Annotated in this window: 17 protein-coding genes; 3 read left to right on the forward strand and 14 right to left on the reverse strand. The window is 70.6% G+C overall.

All coding sequences use genetic code 11. The features are described 5' to 3' along the window. On the forward strand, positions 1–571 hold a 571-nt coding region (locus ACFFNX_RS19655), incomplete at its 5' end, for a hypothetical protein (RefSeq protein WP_378203928.1). A gap of 37 nt (positions 572–608) precedes the next feature. Here the strand turns inward: ACFFNX_RS19655 and ACFFNX_RS19660 are convergent. The 3 genes from ACFFNX_RS19660 to ACFFNX_RS19670 are packed head-to-tail and all read right to left on the reverse strand — an operon-like array spanning position 609 to position 3,360. Then, a complete protein-coding gene (locus ACFFNX_RS19660; RefSeq protein WP_378203931.1) occupies positions 609–1,322 on the reverse strand; it encodes an MgtC/SapB family protein in 714 nt (237 codons plus the stop codon). A gap of 59 nt (positions 1,323–1,381) precedes the next feature. Then, entirely contained in the window at positions 1,382–2,845 is a 1,464-nt protein-coding gene (locus tag ACFFNX_RS19665) for an MFS transporter (protein ID WP_378203934.1), read from the reverse strand. Positions 2,846–2,886: 41 nt separating this feature from the next. Further along, complete coding sequence (locus tag ACFFNX_RS19670) at positions 2,887–3,360, reverse strand: RrF2 family transcriptional regulator (protein WP_378203937.1); 474 nt, start codon at positions 3,358–3,360, stop codon at positions 2,887–2,889. A 128-nt stretch (positions 3,361–3,488) separates the two neighbouring features. Between ACFFNX_RS19670 and ACFFNX_RS19675 the strand changes: the two genes are divergently transcribed. Together ACFFNX_RS19675 and ACFFNX_RS19680 are read left to right on the forward strand one after the other, a co-directional pair. Continuing rightward, positions 3,489–4,544, forward strand: coding sequence for a sulfite oxidase (locus ACFFNX_RS19675; RefSeq protein ID WP_378203940.1), 1,056 nt, complete (start codon positions 3,489–3,491; stop codon positions 4,542–4,544). A 221-nt stretch (positions 4,545–4,765) separates the two neighbouring features. Next, positions 4,766–6,001, forward strand: a complete 1,236-nt coding sequence (locus ACFFNX_RS19680; RefSeq protein WP_378203943.1) for a cytochrome P450 — start codon at positions 4,766–4,768, stop codon at positions 5,999–6,001. A 157-nt stretch (positions 6,002–6,158) separates the two neighbouring features. Here the strand turns inward: ACFFNX_RS19680 and ACFFNX_RS19685 are convergent, their stop codons facing one another. The 11 genes from ACFFNX_RS19685 to ACFFNX_RS19735 form a co-directional block, all read right to left on the reverse strand. Continuing rightward, complete coding sequence (locus ACFFNX_RS19685) at positions 6,159–6,572, reverse strand: hypothetical protein (RefSeq protein ID WP_378203946.1); 414 nt, start codon at positions 6,570–6,572, stop codon at positions 6,159–6,161. 1,863 nt (positions 6,573–8,435) lie between these two features. Next, on the reverse strand, positions 8,436–8,597 hold the full coding sequence (locus ACFFNX_RS19690) for a hypothetical protein (protein ID WP_378203949.1): 162 nt from the start codon (positions 8,595–8,597) through the stop codon (positions 8,436–8,438). 254 nt (positions 8,598–8,851) lie between these two features. Next, positions 8,852–9,187 carry a hypothetical protein gene (locus ACFFNX_RS19695; RefSeq protein WP_378203952.1) on the reverse strand — a complete coding sequence of 112 codons (336 nt, stop codon included), beginning with the start codon at positions 9,185–9,187 and terminating at the stop codon, positions 8,852–8,854. 277 nt (positions 9,188–9,464) lie between these two features. Continuing rightward, positions 9,465–9,770: a hypothetical protein gene (locus tag ACFFNX_RS19700; protein WP_378203955.1), complete on the reverse strand. Its 306-nt coding sequence runs from the start codon at positions 9,768–9,770 to the stop codon at positions 9,465–9,467. A gap of 250 nt (positions 9,771–10,020) precedes the next feature. After that, entirely contained in the window at positions 10,021–10,311 is a 291-nt protein-coding gene (locus tag ACFFNX_RS19705) for a hypothetical protein (protein WP_378203958.1), read from the reverse strand. A 263-nt stretch (positions 10,312–10,574) separates the two neighbouring features. Then, positions 10,575–10,874, reverse strand: coding sequence for a hypothetical protein (locus ACFFNX_RS19710; protein WP_378203961.1), 300 nt, complete (start codon positions 10,872–10,874; stop codon positions 10,575–10,577). A 271-nt stretch (positions 10,875–11,145) separates the two neighbouring features. Next, on the reverse strand, positions 11,146–11,448 hold the full coding sequence (locus ACFFNX_RS19715; protein ID WP_378203964.1) for a hypothetical protein: 303 nt from the start codon (positions 11,446–11,448) through the stop codon (positions 11,146–11,148). An 814-nt stretch (positions 11,449–12,262) separates the two neighbouring features. After that, positions 12,263–12,607, reverse strand: a complete 345-nt coding sequence (locus ACFFNX_RS19720) for a hypothetical protein (RefSeq protein ID WP_378203967.1) — start codon at positions 12,605–12,607, stop codon at positions 12,263–12,265. A gap of 530 nt (positions 12,608–13,137) precedes the next feature. After that, the gene (locus ACFFNX_RS19725; protein ID WP_378203970.1) at positions 13,138–13,527 is read right to left on the reverse strand and encodes a hypothetical protein; all 390 of its coding nucleotides are present in this window, start codon (positions 13,525–13,527) and stop codon (positions 13,138–13,140) included. A gap of 2 nt (positions 13,528–13,529) precedes the next feature. Further along, positions 13,530–16,949, reverse strand: coding sequence for a lipopolysaccharide biosynthesis protein (locus ACFFNX_RS19730; RefSeq protein WP_378203973.1), 3,420 nt, complete (start codon positions 16,947–16,949; stop codon positions 13,530–13,532). A gap of 50 nt (positions 16,950–16,999) precedes the next feature. Then, positions 17,000–17,767: a polysaccharide deacetylase family protein gene (locus ACFFNX_RS19735; RefSeq protein ID WP_378203976.1), complete on the reverse strand. Its 768-nt coding sequence runs from the start codon at positions 17,765–17,767 to the stop codon at positions 17,000–17,002. Positions 17,768–18,119: the final 352 nt, after the last annotated feature.

Genomic DNA, 18,119 nt, shown 5'->3' on the forward strand with positions numbered 1-18,119 from the left:
GGCGGCCCGTTCGGGCGACGCGGCGCTCCACCCGTACCTGGCGTGTCTGGCCTCGGGGCTGGGGCGGCTGCCGACGTACCGGGGCGCGGTGCTGCACGGCGTCGACACTCCCGCACGCACGGACCTGACCGGCACGGTGCTGACCGAGCCGGGCCCCGTGGGCGGCCTGTCCCTCTCCGGGGACGACGCGTACGGCTGGCCGCCGACCGCCACGGTGTACGTGATCTGGTCCGACACCGCACGCCGCGTCGCCGCCCTGGCCGACGCGGACACGGACGACGGCGCGGCGGCCGGACGGGGCGACGTGATGTTCGGCCCGGGCAGCCGGTTCGCCGTGCTCGACGTCCGGCCGGGCGACGCGGACACACCGGACCTCGTACTGCTGCGAGAGCTCCCGGCGACCCACGGGGACGAGGCGGCGCAGGGCGGTCACCTCGCACTGACCCGCCTGAACAAGGCCTTGGAGAGGATCCACGCCACGGAGGCGGTCTCACCGTCGTGGCCCGCGCACTGTCTGGGCCCGCTCGGTACATCGTCCGCAACCTCGGCGACGGGACACGCGACCGCCTGACGTCGGCCTGCCGGTCGACGACGGAGTGATCTCGGGGTCAGAGCTGTGGGGCGTTCACGTCGTCGCTGGTGATGGTCAGGACCCCGTCGATCTCCGCCAGCTTCGCGGTCAGTTCGCTGATCGAGCCGCCGCCCTGGACGGCCAGCATCACCGAGACCGTGCCGGACTGCGGGTCGCTCTGCTCGACGGACAGCCGGCCGATGATGAAGCCGCGTTCCGTGCAGCACTCGATCACCTGGCGCAGGATGCCGCGGCGGTCGAGGTAGGTGATGCGCAGCAGCGACGGCGTGTACTTGGAGCGGGGCAGGCGCGCCGCCAGCGGCGTCAGCACGACCATCACCAGGAAGTACCCGGCCGTGACGAGCAGCGCGAGCAGCCAGAGCCCGGCCCCGGCGGCCATGCCCACGCCGGCGGTCAGCCACACGGCCGCCGCGGTGGTCAGGCCGCGCACCACGTCGCGGCGGACGAAGATGAGTCCGCCGCCGATGAAACCGATGCCGGACACGATCTGCGCCGCGACCCGGGAGGGGTCGAGGACGATGTGGCCGTCCAGCACGTCGGTGAAACCGTACTTGGACACCAGCATGATCAGCGCGGAGGCGAAGCCGACGAGCGTGTGCGTGCGCAGCCCGGCGCTCTTCTGCCGGATCTCGCGTTCGACGCCGATCGCGGCGGACAGGACCAGGGCGATCAGGAGCTCACTGATCTGGGTCAGGCCCTGCCCGGTTGGTTCGCCGAATGCCGCAATCACCCGATCAAGGCTACGACGTGTCCCCCGGGCTTCGTACAAGGGCTAACGACGACGCGGGCTCACGGGCCTCGGCTGTGGGCGGGGGCGGGTGCGTCGGAGGCGCCCAGCGGCAGCTCGGCCTGGACGGTGAAGCCGCCGTCACGGCGGGGGCCGGTGTGCAGCCGGCCGCCGAGGGCGGCGACCCGCTCACGCATGCCGGTCAGGCCGATGCCCGGCTCGGGCGGCGCGCCCGGTCTGGCCAGGCCGTCGTCGTCCACCTGTACCGTCAGGCGGTCCGGGCGGTAGGCGATCCGCACCAGCGCGGACGCGCCGCCGGCGTGCCGGGAGACGTTGGTCAGGGCCTCCTGGACGATGCGGTAGGCCGTGCGGTCGACCTCGCCGGGCAGCGTACGGCGCTCACCGCTGACGGTCATCGCCGTGGGGACGCCGGCCGAGCGGGCCTGGTCGATGAGGCCGGAAAGGCGGTCGAGGCCGCCACCGGCGGGCCTGCCGTCGGGGTCGCGGAGCAGGTGCAGAGCCGCGCGGAGCTCGCGCATGGCCTCCGTGCTCGCCTCCTCGATGGCCAGGAGGCTCTCCGGCACGGGTTCGTCGCGCTGCCGGGCCAGGTGCACCGCGATGCCGGCCTGGACCTTGATGAGCGTGATGTTGTGCGTCAGCGAGTCGTGCAGCTCGCGCGCGATGCGGCGCCGTTCCTCACCGGCGCGGCGCAGCCCGGTCACCGTGTTGGCGAACATCGCGCCCAGCCCGTACGCGAAGAGCACCACCACGGCGGCGGCGTCCGGGAGGCCGATCGCCCTCAGCCCCGGAACGAAGTAGGCATAGGCGCCATAGCCGACGACGATGCCGAGCACGGCGATCGGCACCACGGCGGTCAGGCGGGGCCGGTACGGCGGCCGCACACGCACGCGTGCCCGGCCGGGCAGCGAAGGCAACGTGAGCGCCACGCCGACCCCGGCGAGCAGGCAGACCACGGACACCGTGCCGAGCGCGGCACGCCAGTCGAGCCAGTGGCCGGCGATCTCGCCGAGCGTCAGTCCCAACGTAACGGCGACCGCCATACCGCTGATGATCATGGTCAGCGCGGCCACACGGGCCCGGGGCCGTACGAGCGCGGCGCACACCTGGGCGGCGATCGGCGTGTAGGTGGCGGCACCGGCGGCGGCGAGCATCCGGCCGGCGATGAGGACCGGCAGGGTCGGCGCCAGCGCCGAGGCGAGGTTGGCCAGACCGATGACGGTCAGCGCGCCGACCAGCAGCACCCGCCGCGGGACACGCGCGGTCGTGGCGACCAGCACCGGAGCGAGAACCGCGTAGGTGAGCACGAAGAGGGTGATCGCCCGACGGCCGTCGGCGGCGGGCACGTTCAGCGCGTCCGCGATCGATGGCAGGAACCCGGCGATGACGAAGGCGTCGGTGCCGACGGCGTACGTGCCGAGGACCAGAACCAGGGTCGGGCTCAGGCCGCCCGGCGCCGCCGGGACGCGGCCGGGCGACCGGCTCCGCGAAGACGAGATACAGGACATCCGGATTCTCCTCGCACACGTGCCACCCCCGTGCGGCGGCGTCAGCGGGCGCAGGCGAACCAGTCGCGGGTCCGCTCGGCCGCCGCGCCCGGTGCCGCCGCCAGCAGGTCGGCGAGCGTCTGGGAGGCGAGTTCGCGCCGCCACGCGAGTTCCGCCTTCCGCATCGCGGTGGTGATCACACACTGTCGTTGGAAGTCTTGCGGCCGGCCCCTGCCCGCTCCCCGCTGCCGGATCTCGGTGCAGCGGAAGGCGTACTCCGCGCCCTCGAGGGCCGCCACCACTTCCATGACGGTGATCTTCTCGGGGGACCGGGCGAGTCGGAACCCACCATGGGCTCCGGGGGTCGAGTTGAGCACACCCGCGCGGACCAGCGCTTGAAGCCGCTTGTTCAGATATGCCGGCGGAAGCTCGAAGATCGCCGCGAGCTTCGCCGTCGGCACCGGCTCGTCACTGTCGAGCCACCCGAGCGTGAGGAGGCAGTGCAGTGACCACTCCACCCCTTCGCCTAGGCGCATAACCTGGATATTACATGTCCAGATTGATTCGCGCGACCCCAATTTGCCCTCTGACCTGCGACGATCGTGTGGACGGCCCGCGTTCTCCGGCCGGTCGGCTCGGGTATTTCGGCTAGAGGGGGTGGCCTATGGTGCCGTGGGGCAAGCGCGACGACATGATCACGCACACCACGGAGCCGTACAACGCGGAGCCGCCGCCCGAGGCGCTCGCCGGCCGGACGCTGACCCCCGTCGACACCTTCTTCGTGCGCGGTCACGGCCCCGTCCCGTGCCTGGACCCGGACGCGTGGCGTCTGTCGGTCGGGGGGCTCGTCGAGCATCCGATGACGCTGTCCCTCGACGATCTGCACACCAGGTTTCCGCGCCGCGACGTCGTCGCGACCCTCCAGTGCGCGGGCGACCGGCGCGCCGCCCTGCTGGCGGTGCGCCCGATCCCCGGTGAGACGCCCTGGCGGTCCGGGGCGATCTCGACCGCGCGCTGGACCGGCGTCAGCCTGGCGGACGTGCTGGCCCACGCGGTGCCGCGACCGGACGCCGTCCACGTGGAGTTCACCGCGCCGGACGTCTCCCTGGAGGCACGGCCGCGACAGACGTACGGCGGGTCGATCCCGCTGGCCAAGGCCACGGCCGGCGAGGTGCTGCTGGCCTGGACCATGAACGGCCGTCCGCTGCCGCCCGTGCACGGCGGCCCGGTCCGCGTGGTCGTGCCCGGGTACATCGGGGCCCGCAGCGTCAAGTGGGTCACGGGCGTGACCGTACGGGACCGGCCCTCGGACAACTACTTCCAGGCCGTCGCGTACCGGATGCTGCCCGAGGGCGCCCCGCTCGGGCCGGTCGCGCCGGGCTCCGACATCCTGGCCCCCGGCGAGAGAACGGTGCTGCCGGCCGGGCCGGTCATGGTGCACGGGTACGCGTTCGGCGGCGGCGAACAAGGCGTCGACCGGGTCGAGGTGTCCGCGGACGGGGGTCTCTCCTGGCGGCGGGCCGACCTGGATCCGGCGTACGGGCGGTGGGCGTGGCGGCTGTGGCGCGCGGTCCTCGACCTGCCGGCGGGTGAGATCACCATCGTCGCGAGGGCCTGGGACATCGACGGCGGCTGCCAGCCCGAGTCCGCCGCCTCCGTCTGGAACCCCGGGGGTTACGTCAACAACTCCTGGCCCCGCGTACGCGTCGTCGTCGCCTGAGCGCCGCCGAAGACCGGCCCGTGACCGGCACTTGGAAACTCTCGGTAATTGCGCGATGCTTGTGAGTCACCGAAGAGGATGCCGGGACGATCTCCCGGCCGATCCGTGAGGTCGCGTCTGGACATCGCCGCGGAGAGTGACGCGATCCGGCCGGTGCCACGCGTGACCGCCCCCACGGTCACCGGCGTCCAACAGATGACACCCCTACGCGATGAGGTCCGATGAGCGACGATCTCGCCACACTCGAGTTCTGGGCCCGGCCCCCGGAGGAGCGGCTGCGGGTGTTCGCCCGGCTGCGGGCGCGCGGCCGGCCCGCCTTCTTCGCCGAACAGCGGATCCCCTTCGTGCGGGCGGGCCGTGGCTTCTACGCCCTCGTGCGCCACGAGGACGTCGTGCACGCGAGCCGTAACGCCAAGGTGTTCAGCAGCGAGCCCGCCGCGACCTCACCCGAGCCGCCGCCGTGGGTGGCCCTGCTGTTCGGCCGCCCGATGGTGAACATGGACGACCCGAGGCACGCGCGGCTGCGGCGCATCGTGTCCCGCGCGTTCACCCCGCGCCGGCTCGAGCAGATCGACGAGCACATCGCCAAGACCGCCACCGAGATCGTCGACGACGTCCTGCGCAGCGGGTCCGGCGACTTCGTCGCCGACGTGGCCGCCCGCCTGCCCATCAAGGTCATCTGCGCCATGATGGGCATCCCCGAACACGCGCACGCGAAGGTCGCCGCCTGCGTCGACGCCATGACCGAGTACTCCGGCGTCCGGGGCGACGTCGCGCGGGTCCGTACGCTCCGGCTCTTCGGCGCCAACGTCAAGGCGATCGTCGGCCTGCACCGCCTGGTCGCCCAGCTGGGCCGCGAACGCCGCCAGGCGCCGGGCGACGACCTCATCTCGGCGCTGGTCACCGCCGACGTCGACGGCGAACGGCTCTCCGTACGGGAGTTGGGCGCCTTCTTCGACCTGCTGCTGGTGGCGGGCAACGAGACGACGCGCAACGCGATCGCGCACGGCCTGAAGCTGTTCACCGACCATCCCGACCAGCGGGCGATCCTGCTGGCCGACTTCGACCGCCGCATCGGCGGCGCGATCGAGGAGATCGTGCGGTACGTCTCGCCGATCATCCAGTTCCAGCGGACGCTGACCTGCGACCACGAGATGAACGGCCACACGTATCGCAAGGGCGAGAAGGTGGTGTTGTTCTACCTGTCCGCGAACCGCGACGAAGCGGTCTTCGCGGAGCCGGACCGGTTCGACATCACCCGTCAGCCGAACCCCCATGTCGGGTTCGGGGGGCCGGGCCCGCACCTGTGCCTCGGCGCGCACCTGGCCCGGCGTGAGCTCACCGCGCTGTTCCGGGAGCTCTTCACCCGGGTCCCCGGCATCCGCGCGTCGGGGGAGCCGGAGCTGCTGCTGTCCAACTTCGACAACGGCATCAAGCGCCTCCCCTACCGCACGTAGCCGGGTCTGTTCCGGACGAGCGAGACCGGGTGAGGGGATGATCCCCGCACCCGGTCTGCTGTGGGCGGCTCAGCGACCCGGCGGTCTTTGCGACCGTTCCTGTCCGGGGCCGCCGACGCGATCGCTCAGCGCGCCGCGTCCGCCGCCCTGGCCTCGGTCAGCGCCCGAAGTCGTTGCCGACGATGATGTTGTCGCCGCGGTCATCGTCGTCGCGGTCCCGGTCGCGGCCGAAGTCGTCGTCGAACCCGAACCCTCGGCCGCAGCTGAAGCGGCAGCGGTTGCGGAACAGACCGAAGTCGTTGTCGCGATCGAAGTCGCGGAAGCCACGGTTGAACCCGCCGCCGCCGGCCCAGGCCGTGTTGACGTTGCGGTTGCGCACGTTCACGCGCACCACGACGCCGTTGCGGTTGCGGTTCCAGTTCGCGTTCCGGTTGTAATTGCGGTGGCTGGAATAGTGATGGTGCCGATGTCCCTGGACCAGCGTCCCGGCGTGAGCAGGCGAACTGGTGAGCAACACACCACCCGCCGCGGCCACGGCCAGACCGACAAGGGTGTATGTCTTGTTCTGCACGTCGTCTCCTTCTTGCGGGAAATGGCACGAAGGCCAGTGATGCCCGATTTGGGCGCCATGGCGTACATTCCCGATCACTTTCGAGATGGGCCCACGGTGGGGTAAGAGCGCGACAAAGAGTGCAGAAATAGACCGAATCGGACGCCGAGATGGTGCCTTTGAGGCCTGCTGCGGAGCGACTTCCCGGCGCCTTGGAAGCCACGAGCGACGGCGCGGGCGCCGGGCGATGCCGCGCCGCCGGGCGGGGATGCGGCGTCCGGCGGGTGTCTGGCGTGGGGCGGTGCCGCGGCGTCGGGTGATAGCGCGGCTCCGGTTGGCGGGGCGCGATGTCGGTTGGCGGTGCGGTGTCGGGTGGCGGTGTGACGTCGGGCGAGGGGCGTGGCGTTGGGTGGTGGGCGCGCGATCGGGTGGGGTTACCGCGTCGGGTGGCGTGTCTGGCGTTGTCCATGCGGCGGCAGCGTGTTCCGGTGCAGCTTCGGCCGGCGGCCTGGCGGCGGCGCGGGCCTTTGGCGGTGCGGTGTCGGGCGGTGGCGCGCCGTTGGATTGGGGGTGTGGCGTCGGTTGGGGGTATGGCGCGGAGCGGCGCGCCGGGCTACCGTCCGCAACACCCCCTGACGCGCGCTCGCCGTGCCGGTCAGTGGTGCGCCGTCGGGCGGGTGGCTGACGCCAGGTGATAGCGCGACGTCGGGCGGCGGTGCTGTGCGGTGTGGGTTGGCGTCGGGCGAGTGTCTGGCGTGGGACCGGTGGCGCGGCGTCGGGTGGCGGGGCGGTGTGGGGTGGCGTCGGGTGGTGGTCTGATGTCGGGTGGCGGGGCGGTGTGGATTCGCGTCGGGCGGTGGTGTGGTGTCGCAACCCACACCACGCAGCACCACTACCCGACGCCGCACCACCGCGCCATCCGTCCCCACGCCAGACACCCGCTCGAAGCGGCACCACCGCCCGACGCCACACCCCCACCCGGTGCCACACCACCGCCCCACGCCAGACACCCGCCGACGCCACACCGCCGCCGGCGTGGCGGGCGGTGTGGATTCGCGTCGGGCGGGTGATGTGGCGTCGGGCGGGTGGCCGGCGTGGGGGGTGGCGGTGTGGTGTGGGTGGGTGGCTGGCGTGGGGGCGGTGGCGCGGCGTCGGGCGGGGGTGTGGCTCGGGCGGGGTGGTTGCCGGTCTGCGGGGCGGGTCTGAGGCGGAGACGAGGCTGCGGGGCGGATGTGAGGTCCGGCCGTGCGTGTCTTCGGGTGTGGGGCATGCCTTCTGGCCCGTCCGCGCTGCGGCTGCGGGCTGTACGGGAGTGCGTCTCCTGGGCCCTCTCGAGTCTCCGAATTCGCGCGGGGGCGGTCGTGGTCTGGGGTGGGGGCGGCTACGGGCGCGGGTGTGCCGTCTGGAAAGGACGACCTTGCGCGCGAGGGACACGGCACCGCGCCGTGCCCTGGCCACGATGGCGGCGCTCGGCCGCATCGTGGCCATGACCACGGCGCTGTGCCGCGGGTCGTCGCGCGATCGAAGCCTCAGCCGGTCGAGGTCTCGTCCAGGCCCGGTGCCGTTCCGCCTGAGGACGCCGGTGCTCCCGACGTGCTCGGAGCGGTGTTCTGGTCCGCCGCCCCGACAGCGGGTGCTCCGGCGGGTTCCTGCGCCGCCGGAGCGGTGTCGCGGAACGTACGCGCCGTACGACTGGCGGCTCCGAAGCCGCCGGCGCCGATGCCACCGGCTCCGATGCCACCGTCAATCGGGAACCGGTCCCGCGGTTCCCGGCGCACCCGGACCTCCCGCGGTTCCCGGCGCTCTGGCCGTGCGATCGCGACCGCGTGGTTGTTGTTCTTGTTGTAGATGTAGATCCGGATGTAGATCCGCCCGCGGTGGTGGTTACCGTTCCCAGTTTCGGTTCCGGTGGTGCGAGCGGTGGTGGATCGAACAGCACGAGCCCTGAGCGAGGCTGTCCAGGGCGTACGCGGGCGAGCTCGTGAGCAGGGCGCCGGCGGCTGTGACGATCACCAGCCCGGTAGAGGCGCTTGTCTTCTTCAGCACGTCGGTCTCCTATTTCCCGATCGGCCCGAGGGCCTCGCGAAGGGCGCTCTCTCGAGGCGTCGAAGAGGTCAGGCGCCACGGATCCAATCGATGTGCTTGAGATTCCGGCCGGACGGCCGGGTCGTCTGTGGTCTCGCCGTCGGCGCGGTCGCCGACGGCGAGGGCGCCGGAGTCCTCACCCCGGCGCCCGGTGTGCGATAGGTGGCTCAGTGCCTCGTGCGGCCGTCGGGAGCCACCCCTGTCATCGGAATCCGTCAGACGCCCGGCGCGCCGATCACCGGCGGGAGGAAGTCGCGACGCTCGCGCTCCCGGACCACGATGGGACGCTGGTCGCGCCCTTCCTCGGTGCGGGCGACGGCGATGTTGTTGTTCCGGTTGTGGAGACGGAGCCGAATGTGGTTGAGGTTGTCCGTCTCGGTGCCGTTCCAGTTACGGTTCCGCGCGTTGTGGAAGAAGCTGCTGTGGGAGCTGCTGCAGCAGCCGCCGCCGCCCCACGTCGGAACCTCAGCGAACGCGGGCAGGCTCGTAGCGATGGCGCCGGCGGCCGCGGCGACCAGCATGCCGCCGGCCGTGAAAGTCTTCTTAAGCACGTTCGGTCTCCTTATATCGGAATGGCGCGATGGCCTTTCGTGGCACACTCCCGCGTATTGATGGGAGTGTCACGACCTCTAGCATTCCCGATTGTTTTGGCCGCAAGACATATGCTCGGTAAGATGAGAATAAAAGGATATTAGCTGTAATGGGAGGCGGGGCGTCAGAGCCAATGACTCTGGCGCCCCGCCTGTGGTGCCCCGCGTAGATTGCGGTGGCCGCGGTCGATTGCGCTTTGGCGGGTCGGCGCTGTCGGCCGACCTTCGTCCGGACGGGTCAGCCCGCCGCGCCGACCTGGCCGATGCCGAGCCCCTGCCCCCCGTCCCGCTGACCGCCGGGGCGGGCGACGGCGATGTTGTTGTTCCGGTTGTGGAGACGGAGCCGAATGTGGTTAAAGCCCTCGTTCTCGTTGCCGTTCCAGCTGCGGTTGTGGCTGAAGTGGCCGAACCGGCTGGTGGAACCGCTACAGCAGCCGCCACCGCCCCAGGTCGGGACCTCGGCGAACGCGGGCACGCTGGTGAGGATGGCGCCGGCGGCCGTGGCGATCAGCAGGCCGCTGGCGGCACACGTCTTCTTGAGCACGATGGTCTCCTCTCCTTGCTATCGATGGCGCGATAAAATGCACAGCTCGGCGCTCTGGCATAGAAAGAGCGCTGCGTCCGCAGCGTTCCCGGACGTTTTTCTTCGGCATTTCGCCGTCCGGGTAAGATGATTTCAAAGCGAGACGCTGAAACTAAGGGCGCCGAATGTCTCCCGGCGGCCCCCTCCGGCCTTCTCTGGCGCGAAGCGGTACTGCGTGATGATCGCCCTCAGGATGTCCGAGCCGAACGCCTCAGCGGCGTCGGTCGTCGTCGAGGACCAGCGGCCGGTCGTCGCGCTGTCCCGGCGTCCGCGCAACCGCGATGTTGTTGTTGCGGTTGTGAAGGCGGAGGCGGATGTGGTTAAGGCTCTCGTTCTCGTTGCCGTTCCAGCTCCGGTTGTGCGTGCCGGATCCGTTGCCGAAGCCGCCACAGCAGCCACCGCCCCCCATGGGGACCTTGGCGAACGCGGGTGCGCTCGTGAGGATGGCGCCGGCGGCCGTGGCGATCAGCAGGCCGCTGGCGGCACACGTCTTCTTGAGCACGATGGTCTCCTGTAATTGGCGCGATTATTTTACAAACGGGCGTTCTCGCGTGTAGCGAGTGCCATATTCACAGCATTCCCGAATGTATTCTCCGGTAACTTGCCATGGGGGTAAGGTAATTCCAAATCGAGGCGCTAAAGTTAAGGGCGCCGGAGCGAGTGCTCCGGCGCCTGGTGCCGAGATTATTCGGCGACCTGTGTGGCCCTCTTCGGCACGAAACGCGCCTACGTGATGATCGCGTTCAGCGTGCCCGCGTCAAGCGATCAGCGGCGGCCGTCGTTGAGGACCAGCGGCTCGTCGTTGCGCTGCTCCGGCGTCCGCGCGACCGCGATGTTGTTGTTGCGGTTGTTGAGGTGGAGGCGGATGTGGTTGAGATTCTCGTTCTCGTTGCCGCTCCAGTTGCGGTTCCGGTGCGACTGGAAGAACGCGCTGCGCGAGTGGGAGCTGGAGCAGCAGCCGCCACCGCCCCAGGTCGGCGACGCGGAAGCGATGCCGCCGGTCAGCGCGACACCCGTGGCAGCTGCGGCCAGAACGCCGCCGGCCGCGATGATCTGCTTGAACACAATAGTCTCCTTCATCATTCGGATTGGCGCGATGGCTTTTACACAGTGGCTTTCTCGCGAGTCTGGGCGAGCGCCTCACCTGCTAGTGTTCCCCGGTGAAAACACGTGAACATTCGCGCCAGGCAAGGTGGAAACAAAGAGCGCATGGGTGGAAAATTAATAGGCGCCGGAGCGCATGCTCCGACGTCCGAATACACGAACTGATGGTGATGCTGTTCTGGCTGGGCGGCGGTGTGGGCGTCGAGGCGACGACGCCCACACCGCCGACGGACTAGCCGACGATCGGTGCCCCGATGCCTCCCGCCCCGATGAAGGGGCGGCGGTCGCGCTCGCGCACCACGATCACCTGGCGCTGCTCCTCCCGGGGGTCGACCCGCGCAACCGCGATGTTGTTGTTGCGGTTGTGGATGCGCAGACGGACGTGGTTGTAGCCTTCGTTCTCGTTGCCGTTCCAGTTGCGGCTGTGGTTGGTCGCCAGGTGAGCGGGCGCGGCGAACGCGGGCGCTGTGGTCACCAGAGCGCCGGCGGCTGCGGCGATCAGCAGGCCACCGGTGACGGCCGTCTTCTTCAGCACGGTCGGTCTCCTTCTTTGTCGGAAATGGCGCGATGGCTCTCGCGAAACCCGGCGCTCCTGTGCGCTTACCGGAAGCGCCGCACTTTCTATGATTCCCTGGCGTTTTCGTGGCAAGATAATCGCCAGGTAAGATGACCACAAAGGGCGTACGTGTCCTTAAATTTTGGGGCTCCGGAACATTCACCCTGAAGTCGGATATGTGAGACAGAATGATGGCCTGACGGTTCTTGGCCATCGCTTCGCGAGATGAGATCGTCGGGCAGCGCGGCGGCCGCAGGCGGAATCCGGCTCAGGCCACCGGGACCGCGCCGGGCACTGCCCGGTCGGATGTGCCGAAGAGGCCGTCGTCCTGCCGGACGGGCTCCTGGCGACGCTCAGGGCGTGCGACGGCGACCGCGTGGTTGTTGTTCTTGTTGTAGATGTAGATCCGGATGTAGATCCGCCCGCGGTGGTGGTTACCGTTCCTTCCGGTTGCGGTGATGCGAGTAGTGGCTGTACCGGTGGTGACCGTGCTGCCCCCGCAGTATGTTCGCGTGGGCGTACGCGGGTGAACTGGTGAGCGGGGCGAAAAGGGCTGAGGCGATGACCAGCCCGAGAGAGGCGCTCGTCTTTTTGAGCACGTCTGCCTCCTTGATGCCGAGATCGGCCTTTTGGGTGGTGCTCGCGGTGGCGAACGAGGGCGCCGGAGTCGTCACCCCGGCGCCCGTTGTGTACGGGCGGCTTGGCGACTCAGCGGCTCAGTGGCCGTTCCTCACGGGAGAGTCGTGGACGTGGCTGGGTCCAGCGGCGTCCGCCGTCCCGGTGCCGGCCGCGACTAGTCGTCGCCCAGGCCCAGCCCGAGGCCGCCGCCGAGGCCACCACCGAGGCCGCCACCGAGGCCGAGGCCGAGGCCGTCATCGCCGCGGTCGCGGCCCGTGCGGGCGACGGCGATGTTGTTGTTCCGGTTGTTGAGGTGGAGGCGGATGTGGTTCAGGTTCTCGTTCTCGTTGCCGTTCCAGTTGCGGTTGTGGTGCCGCGAGAAGTGGCGGAAGGAGCTGTGGGAACCGCAGCAACCGCCGCCCCACGCCGGAACCTGAGCAGACGCGGGCGAGCTTGTGAGCAGAGCGCCAGCGGTGGTGGAGAGAAGCAGGCCACCGATGGCACACGTCTTCTTCAGCACGTCGGTCTCCTTTTTTGTCGGAATGGCGCTATGGCCCTCACGAGCCAGCACTCCCTGAATGTCCTAAAGAGTGCCGTGCTTTCTAGCATTCCCCGGGGTTTTCTCGGCAACATAATCACAAGGTAAGATGACAACAAAGAGCAACGAATTCCTGAAATGGCGGCTCTTGCCTTTTATTGCACGAGTCAGCGCCTAATGACCGAAATGGGTGGCATAAGAGCCATCGCCTGAATGAGCGATACGAGCCGCTATGGGGCGGGCAAGCGGGGCCGCCGTACGCCCCGCGGCCGACGGCGTGGGGTCAGCCCTGAGGCCGACAGCGTACGGTAAAACCTGCGGCCTTCCCCGGAGCGCGTGGACGGTCGGCCCTGCGGCCGGGGGTCTTCTCTGAAGAGTGTGGACGGTCGGCCCTGCGGCCGGGCGTTCTCTGAAGAGTCTGGGCGGTCGGTCCTGCGGCCCAGGGCGTTCTCTGGAGAGCGTGGACGGTCGGCCCTGCGGCGAGGGGTGTCTTCCCTGGAGAGCGTGGACGGTCAGGACTCCGTCGCGGCGTTCTCGCCGGCCGGGACGGTGGCCGATCGCGCCGGCCGGACGCGGCGGCGTGGAACGACGACGGCGACGACGCCGAGCGCCGCACAGGCGATCGCGGTCGCGACGACGCCGCCCCTCGGCGACCAGGTCGCGGTCACCAGCATCACCTCGGCGATCGCCGCCGCCAGCGCCACCGACGCCGCGCCCGCCACGATCGCCCGTGCGAGGAGGTCCAGGCCGCTCAGCAGCAGCGCCACGCACAGCGCCGGCGTGAAAAGGACGAAGAGCAGCGTCAGCGGGCCGGTCACCGGCGACCGTACCCCGGCCAGCGTGAGGGCCGCGCCGGTCAGGCCGGCCACCACCGCAGTGCCGAGCAGCAGCAGAGCGCGCATCACTACCCCAATACCAGGAATCGCTCGACGATGACGACGGCGAGGACGATGACCAGGAAGCTCGACCACACCGTCAGTGGTTGCAGGCGCCATGTCTCGCCCGGGCGGATGCGGATCCGCAGCACCTCGCGGGCGACCAGGATGACGATCAGCAGCGGGATGGCGCACAGGCCGATCGGGGTCCACGTCGTGTGCCGGACACCGAAACGCGGGGCCTTGGCCGGCAACGGTGACACGCCGGGCGGCGGCTGGCGCAGCGTGTACACGGCCGCGTCCTCGCTCACCGTCACCGGGCGCAGCTGCGGCGAGGAGGCCAGCGCGGCGCGCATCCGGTCGGCGTACGACAGCGGCAGGCCGTAGTTGAAGTGGTTGTACGCCTCGTTGCCGCGAGTCGTGATGAAGTAGCCGCCCGGCCGGTCCAGCAGCGCCTGCACGATGTCCGTCAGGTTGGAGGGGTCGGCGGGAGCGCGTACGGCGGAGTAGTCGAAGTGCTCCATCTTCGTGGCGCCCCACGGCATCATCGGGAAGTATCCGGCGGCATCCTCGGGGTCGGCCAGCCACACCACGTTGATCACGTTGTGCGGCGTCTGCTTCAGCATCGTGTTGAAGGCGCGGACGTCGGCCGGGTGCACCTCCTCGAAGTTCTCGTTCCCGAAACGCACGAACAAGAACCCGCCGGCGATGACGAGGCCGCAGGCGGTCGCGGTGAGGACGGCGAGCGTACGGCGCGGGGCGGTGAACGTCGTGGGGAAGAACAGGTACGCCGCCAGGATGCACGCGCCCGGGATCACGAACAGGTACACGCGCAGCGCGATCTCGCCGCCGTAGTTCTGCAGGCCCGCCGCGAGGAACGGCACGGCCAGCAGGATCAGCGCCACCCGGTCGTCGATCCGCCGCAGCCGTCGCCGCAGCAGGCCGAGGCCGGCAACGATCATGACGGTGGCGGCGATCAGGATCCGGCCCGTCTGGACCGTCGCGAGGCTCTCGCTGCCGCTGCTGACCCGGCCCGCCACGCCGCCGGTGAGGTTCGACAGCAGCGCGCCCATGCCCGAGAACAGGTCGCCGACGTGCCCGGCCCAGTACGCCGTGGTCATGAAGCTCACCCACGCGGCCACCATGACGCCGAGCAGGATCGGCAGGCCGCGCAGCGTGCTCCGCCGTACCAGCACGAGCGCACCGCACACGAACAGGATCAGGAACGGGGTCAGCTGGTGGCTCGCGGTCGTGACGGCGAACACCACGACCAGCACGAACAGCAGGACCGTACGCTCGCCGACCGAGGTCTCGGCGGGCGGTCGCTCACCGGAGCCGAACGGGCCGCGGACGAACGAGTGCAGCCGTCCGCCGCCGGCCGCCCACGCCGCCGGCCGGGTCTGCGGGCGGAACCAGTTGAGCAGGATCCCGATGAACACCAGGTACAGCAGGTAGCCGAAGCCCTGGGGCGAGAAGTAGTCCTGGCCGACCCAGTCGGCCGCGGCGAACAGCCAGATGGCGAGCCACTGGGCCCGCCAGTTGGCCCGCATCACCCGCAGGATGAGGTACATCGGCGCGAGGTAGAGCAACTGGCTCACCACCGGCGCCCAGTGCAGGAGCGGCTCGATGCCCCGCATCCCGGCGGCGCGCGTGACGAAGGCGATCAGCGCGAAGAAGCCCGGCCAGCTGAACCGCGCGTCGAGCGCGTAGTCGGCGGCGCCGGTGCGGCCGATGTACTCCACGAACCCGTTGTGCTGCCAGGCCGTCTCCGGCCGGGCGTACGTCTCGAGGGCGGGTGCCAGGCCGTGCAGCGACACGATGATCGCCACGAGTTGGAGGAACAGCAGCACGCGGTACTGGCGGCGCAGCCAGAGCGTGAACATGAACGCCACGACGAGCAGCCCGCCGCCGACGAACGTCGCGATCGGCAGCACGGACACCAGGCCGTACCCGTCCATGCGCAGCATGTTCACGTGGCGCAGCGGCACCCAGTAGAGGCCGAGGCCGGTCAGGAACAGCACCCAGGCGAGCAGGGCGCCCCACGGCCGCCGGCCCGAGGGTTCGGCGGAGTCCGGCACGTCGCCCGGCTCGCCGGGGTCGTCCCGCACGATGCTCACCGAGGCACCCGACTGGGCGAGCGCCACGGGCTGGGCGAGCGTGTCCTCGTCGTCCTCCTGGAGGAGGACCGGCTCGGCCGGGATCGGCTTGACGGCGCGCAACAGCGCGGGCAGCACGGCGACGGCGACCGCGACGGTGACGGCCAGCACGGCGTAACCGGGGCCGGCGACGTCGTGCCGGCCGCTGAGCAGCAGCACGAGCGCCAGGACGCCCGCGAAGCGCACGGCCTGCAGCAGGGCGATCATGCGCGCGCGGCGCTGCACCCGCAGCACCCCGATCAACAGCTCGATCAGCGCCTTCGGCAGCGCCGCCAGCGCGAGCAGGCGAAGCAGCGGGGCGCCCTGCTCGGCGTAGCCGGGACCGAACAGCGACAGGCCGGGCTCGGCGCCGAAGAAGATCACCGCGGTGATCGGCACGAGGATCAGGGCCATCCGCCGCATCGCGGAACGGGTGGCGACGGCCAGCCCGTCGACGTCGAAGGCGCCCTCGACCGTCAGCGACATCGCCATGTTCACGGCGAGGACGTCGACCGTCGCGCCGAGCACCCAGGCCATGTAGAAGTACGCGTTGTCGCTGGCGGAGAGCGTGGTGGCGACGACGACCGGCACGAGGTTGCACAGCGCGTAGTAGAAGAGCGTGCCGGTGTAGTCACCGGCGAGGTAGCGGCCGATCTGCCCGCCCGAGGGGATCGGCCGGTCGCCGGTCGTCTCCTCGACGTGCCGCGGGATGAGCCGCCGCTGCACGAACGCCTCGACCGGCAGCAGCAGCGCCGCCGCCGAGACCACCCAGGACACCGTGATCCCGTCGCCCGGCAGCGCGCTCGCCAGGGCCACCAGAAGCATGACCTTCAGGCACGCGAACAGGGTGTTCTTGCCCAGCACCCACGTCGCCCGCCGCAGCCCGGTGAGCAGGCCGTCCTGCGTGGTGAACAGGCTCCAGGACACGACCGCCAGCACGAAGAACAGCCCGTGGCGCGGCGTGGCCAGGCGCGAGAACGACGGCCCCCACCAGCGCAGCGTCAGCAGGAACCCCACGGCGAGGGTGGCCGCCGCCAGCACGCCGGCGAGGTAGGTGCGCAGCGCCAGGGCGCGGGTGCGCGGGCCCATCTCGGGGATGAACCGCATGAGGATGAAGTTCAGCGCGGTCAGGCCGCCGAGGAACATCATCGCCTGGTTCTGCGCGGACTGCCGCCCGACCTCGGCGGGGTCGTAGATCCGTGCGGCGAGGAGCCAGTAGCCGAGCCCGAGGACCCCGGTCAGGCCGCCGTTGATCATGAGTGCGTACGCGTTGCGGAACAGCGGGTTGGACAGCTCACCCCGGAGCGCCATCATGCGCTTCAGTCTCGTGTCCTCCCGTGAACGCGCAAGGACGCGCGGCCGGGTCACGCGACTCCCCGCAACCGGCGTGCGGCGTACCGGGACCGGCGTACGACGGCGTAGCCCTTGGTCAGCGCGTGGTCGGTACGGAACCCCCGGCCTTCGAGGGCCCGTTCGAACCCGTCGAGAGAGGTCGCGGCGCGTACGGTCAGCCGGGGCACGGCGAACCGATCGTGCCGCCCGGTCATGACCGCGTTGGCCACCGCGCAGGCCGCGGTGTAGCCGCAGGCGTGTACCTCGCGGCGCACCCGCGCGCTGGAGTAGCCGTACGGGTAGGCCATCGTGCGCACCGGGCGGCCGAGCCGCTCCTCCAGGAGGCCGCGGCTGCGCCGCAGCTCCTCGCGCAGGGCCTCCTCGCCGAGCTGGTCGAGCTGCGCGTGGCTGTGTCCGTGCGCGCCGATCTCGACCCCGGCGGCGGCGACCTCGGCGGTCTGCCGCCAGGTGAGCATGCGGCCGGGCGGCGCCCCCGCCGCGCGCGGCCCCGCGTCGTGCAGCCAGCCCGTGGTCACGAACAGCGTCGCGGCGAAGCCGTACCGTTCGAGCACCGGCAGCGCGTGCTCGTGGAAGTCGGCGTAGCCGTCGTCGAAGGTGATCACCACGGGCCGTACGGCGGGGCGCGTGCGCTCGCCGAACGGCAGCGGCGTGTAACCGCGCTCCTTGAGGCAGGCCATCTGCTCGGCGAACGCCTCCGGCCGTACGGCCAGCCGGTCGGAGCCGCCGATCGAGTGGTACATGAGCACCGGCACCGCGCCGGCTCGTGTCGCGTCGTTCACCTGATACCTCCGGAGGATGCCCCGGCCCTCGGGCCGGAGAGGAATCCGGACTCCGCCAGGAGCGGCCCGGCGTGGCCGGGACGGTCCGGCATCGAACTTCGCCGACGCCCGACGGCCGCCTTCACCGGCATGGGCGGAAGGACCGGGCCCGCCCGGCGAAGGCGCAGCGGGAACCGTCCCGCAGGGCCAGGGGCTCCGCCGATCGTGAGAAGGCCCATCGCACCTGGACGTGCGGGTGCGGCGCCATGCATGACCGCGCGGCACGTGACCTTCTCGCCGCCGGGCCGGCGGAGAGCTGAAACGCCTGCGGAGCTGATGTAAGACCTCAACGGGAGTCCTCCCGAACCAGGCA

The sequence above is a fragment of the Actinoallomurus acaciae genome (genome assembly GCF_042429965.1).
Lineage (GTDB): Bacteria > Actinomycetota > Actinomycetes > Streptosporangiales > Streptosporangiaceae > Actinoallomurus > Actinoallomurus acaciae.

Coding starts and splice junctions, on each gene's coding strand:
- ACFFNX_RS19665 (WP_378203934.1), bottom strand. CDS start 2,845: ATGTCCTGTATCTCGTCTTCGCGGAGCCGGTCGCCCGGCCGCGTCCCG.
- ACFFNX_RS19725 (WP_378203970.1), bottom strand. CDS start 13,527: ATGCGCGCTCTGCTGCTGCTCGGCACTGCGGTGGTGGCCGGCCTGACC.
- ACFFNX_RS19730 (WP_378203973.1), bottom strand. CDS start 16,949: ATGATGGCGCTCCGGGGTGAGCTGTCCAACCCGCTGTTCCGCAACGCG.
- ACFFNX_RS19670 (WP_378203937.1), bottom strand. CDS start 3,360: ATGCGCCTAGGCGAAGGGGTGGAGTGGTCACTGCACTGCCTCCTCACG.
- ACFFNX_RS19680 (WP_378203943.1), top strand. CDS start 4,766: ATGAGCGACGATCTCGCCACACTCGAGTTCTGGGCCCGGCCCCCGGAG.
- ACFFNX_RS19675 (WP_378203940.1), top strand. CDS start 3,489: ATGGTGCCGTGGGGCAAGCGCGACGACATGATCACGCACACCACGGAG.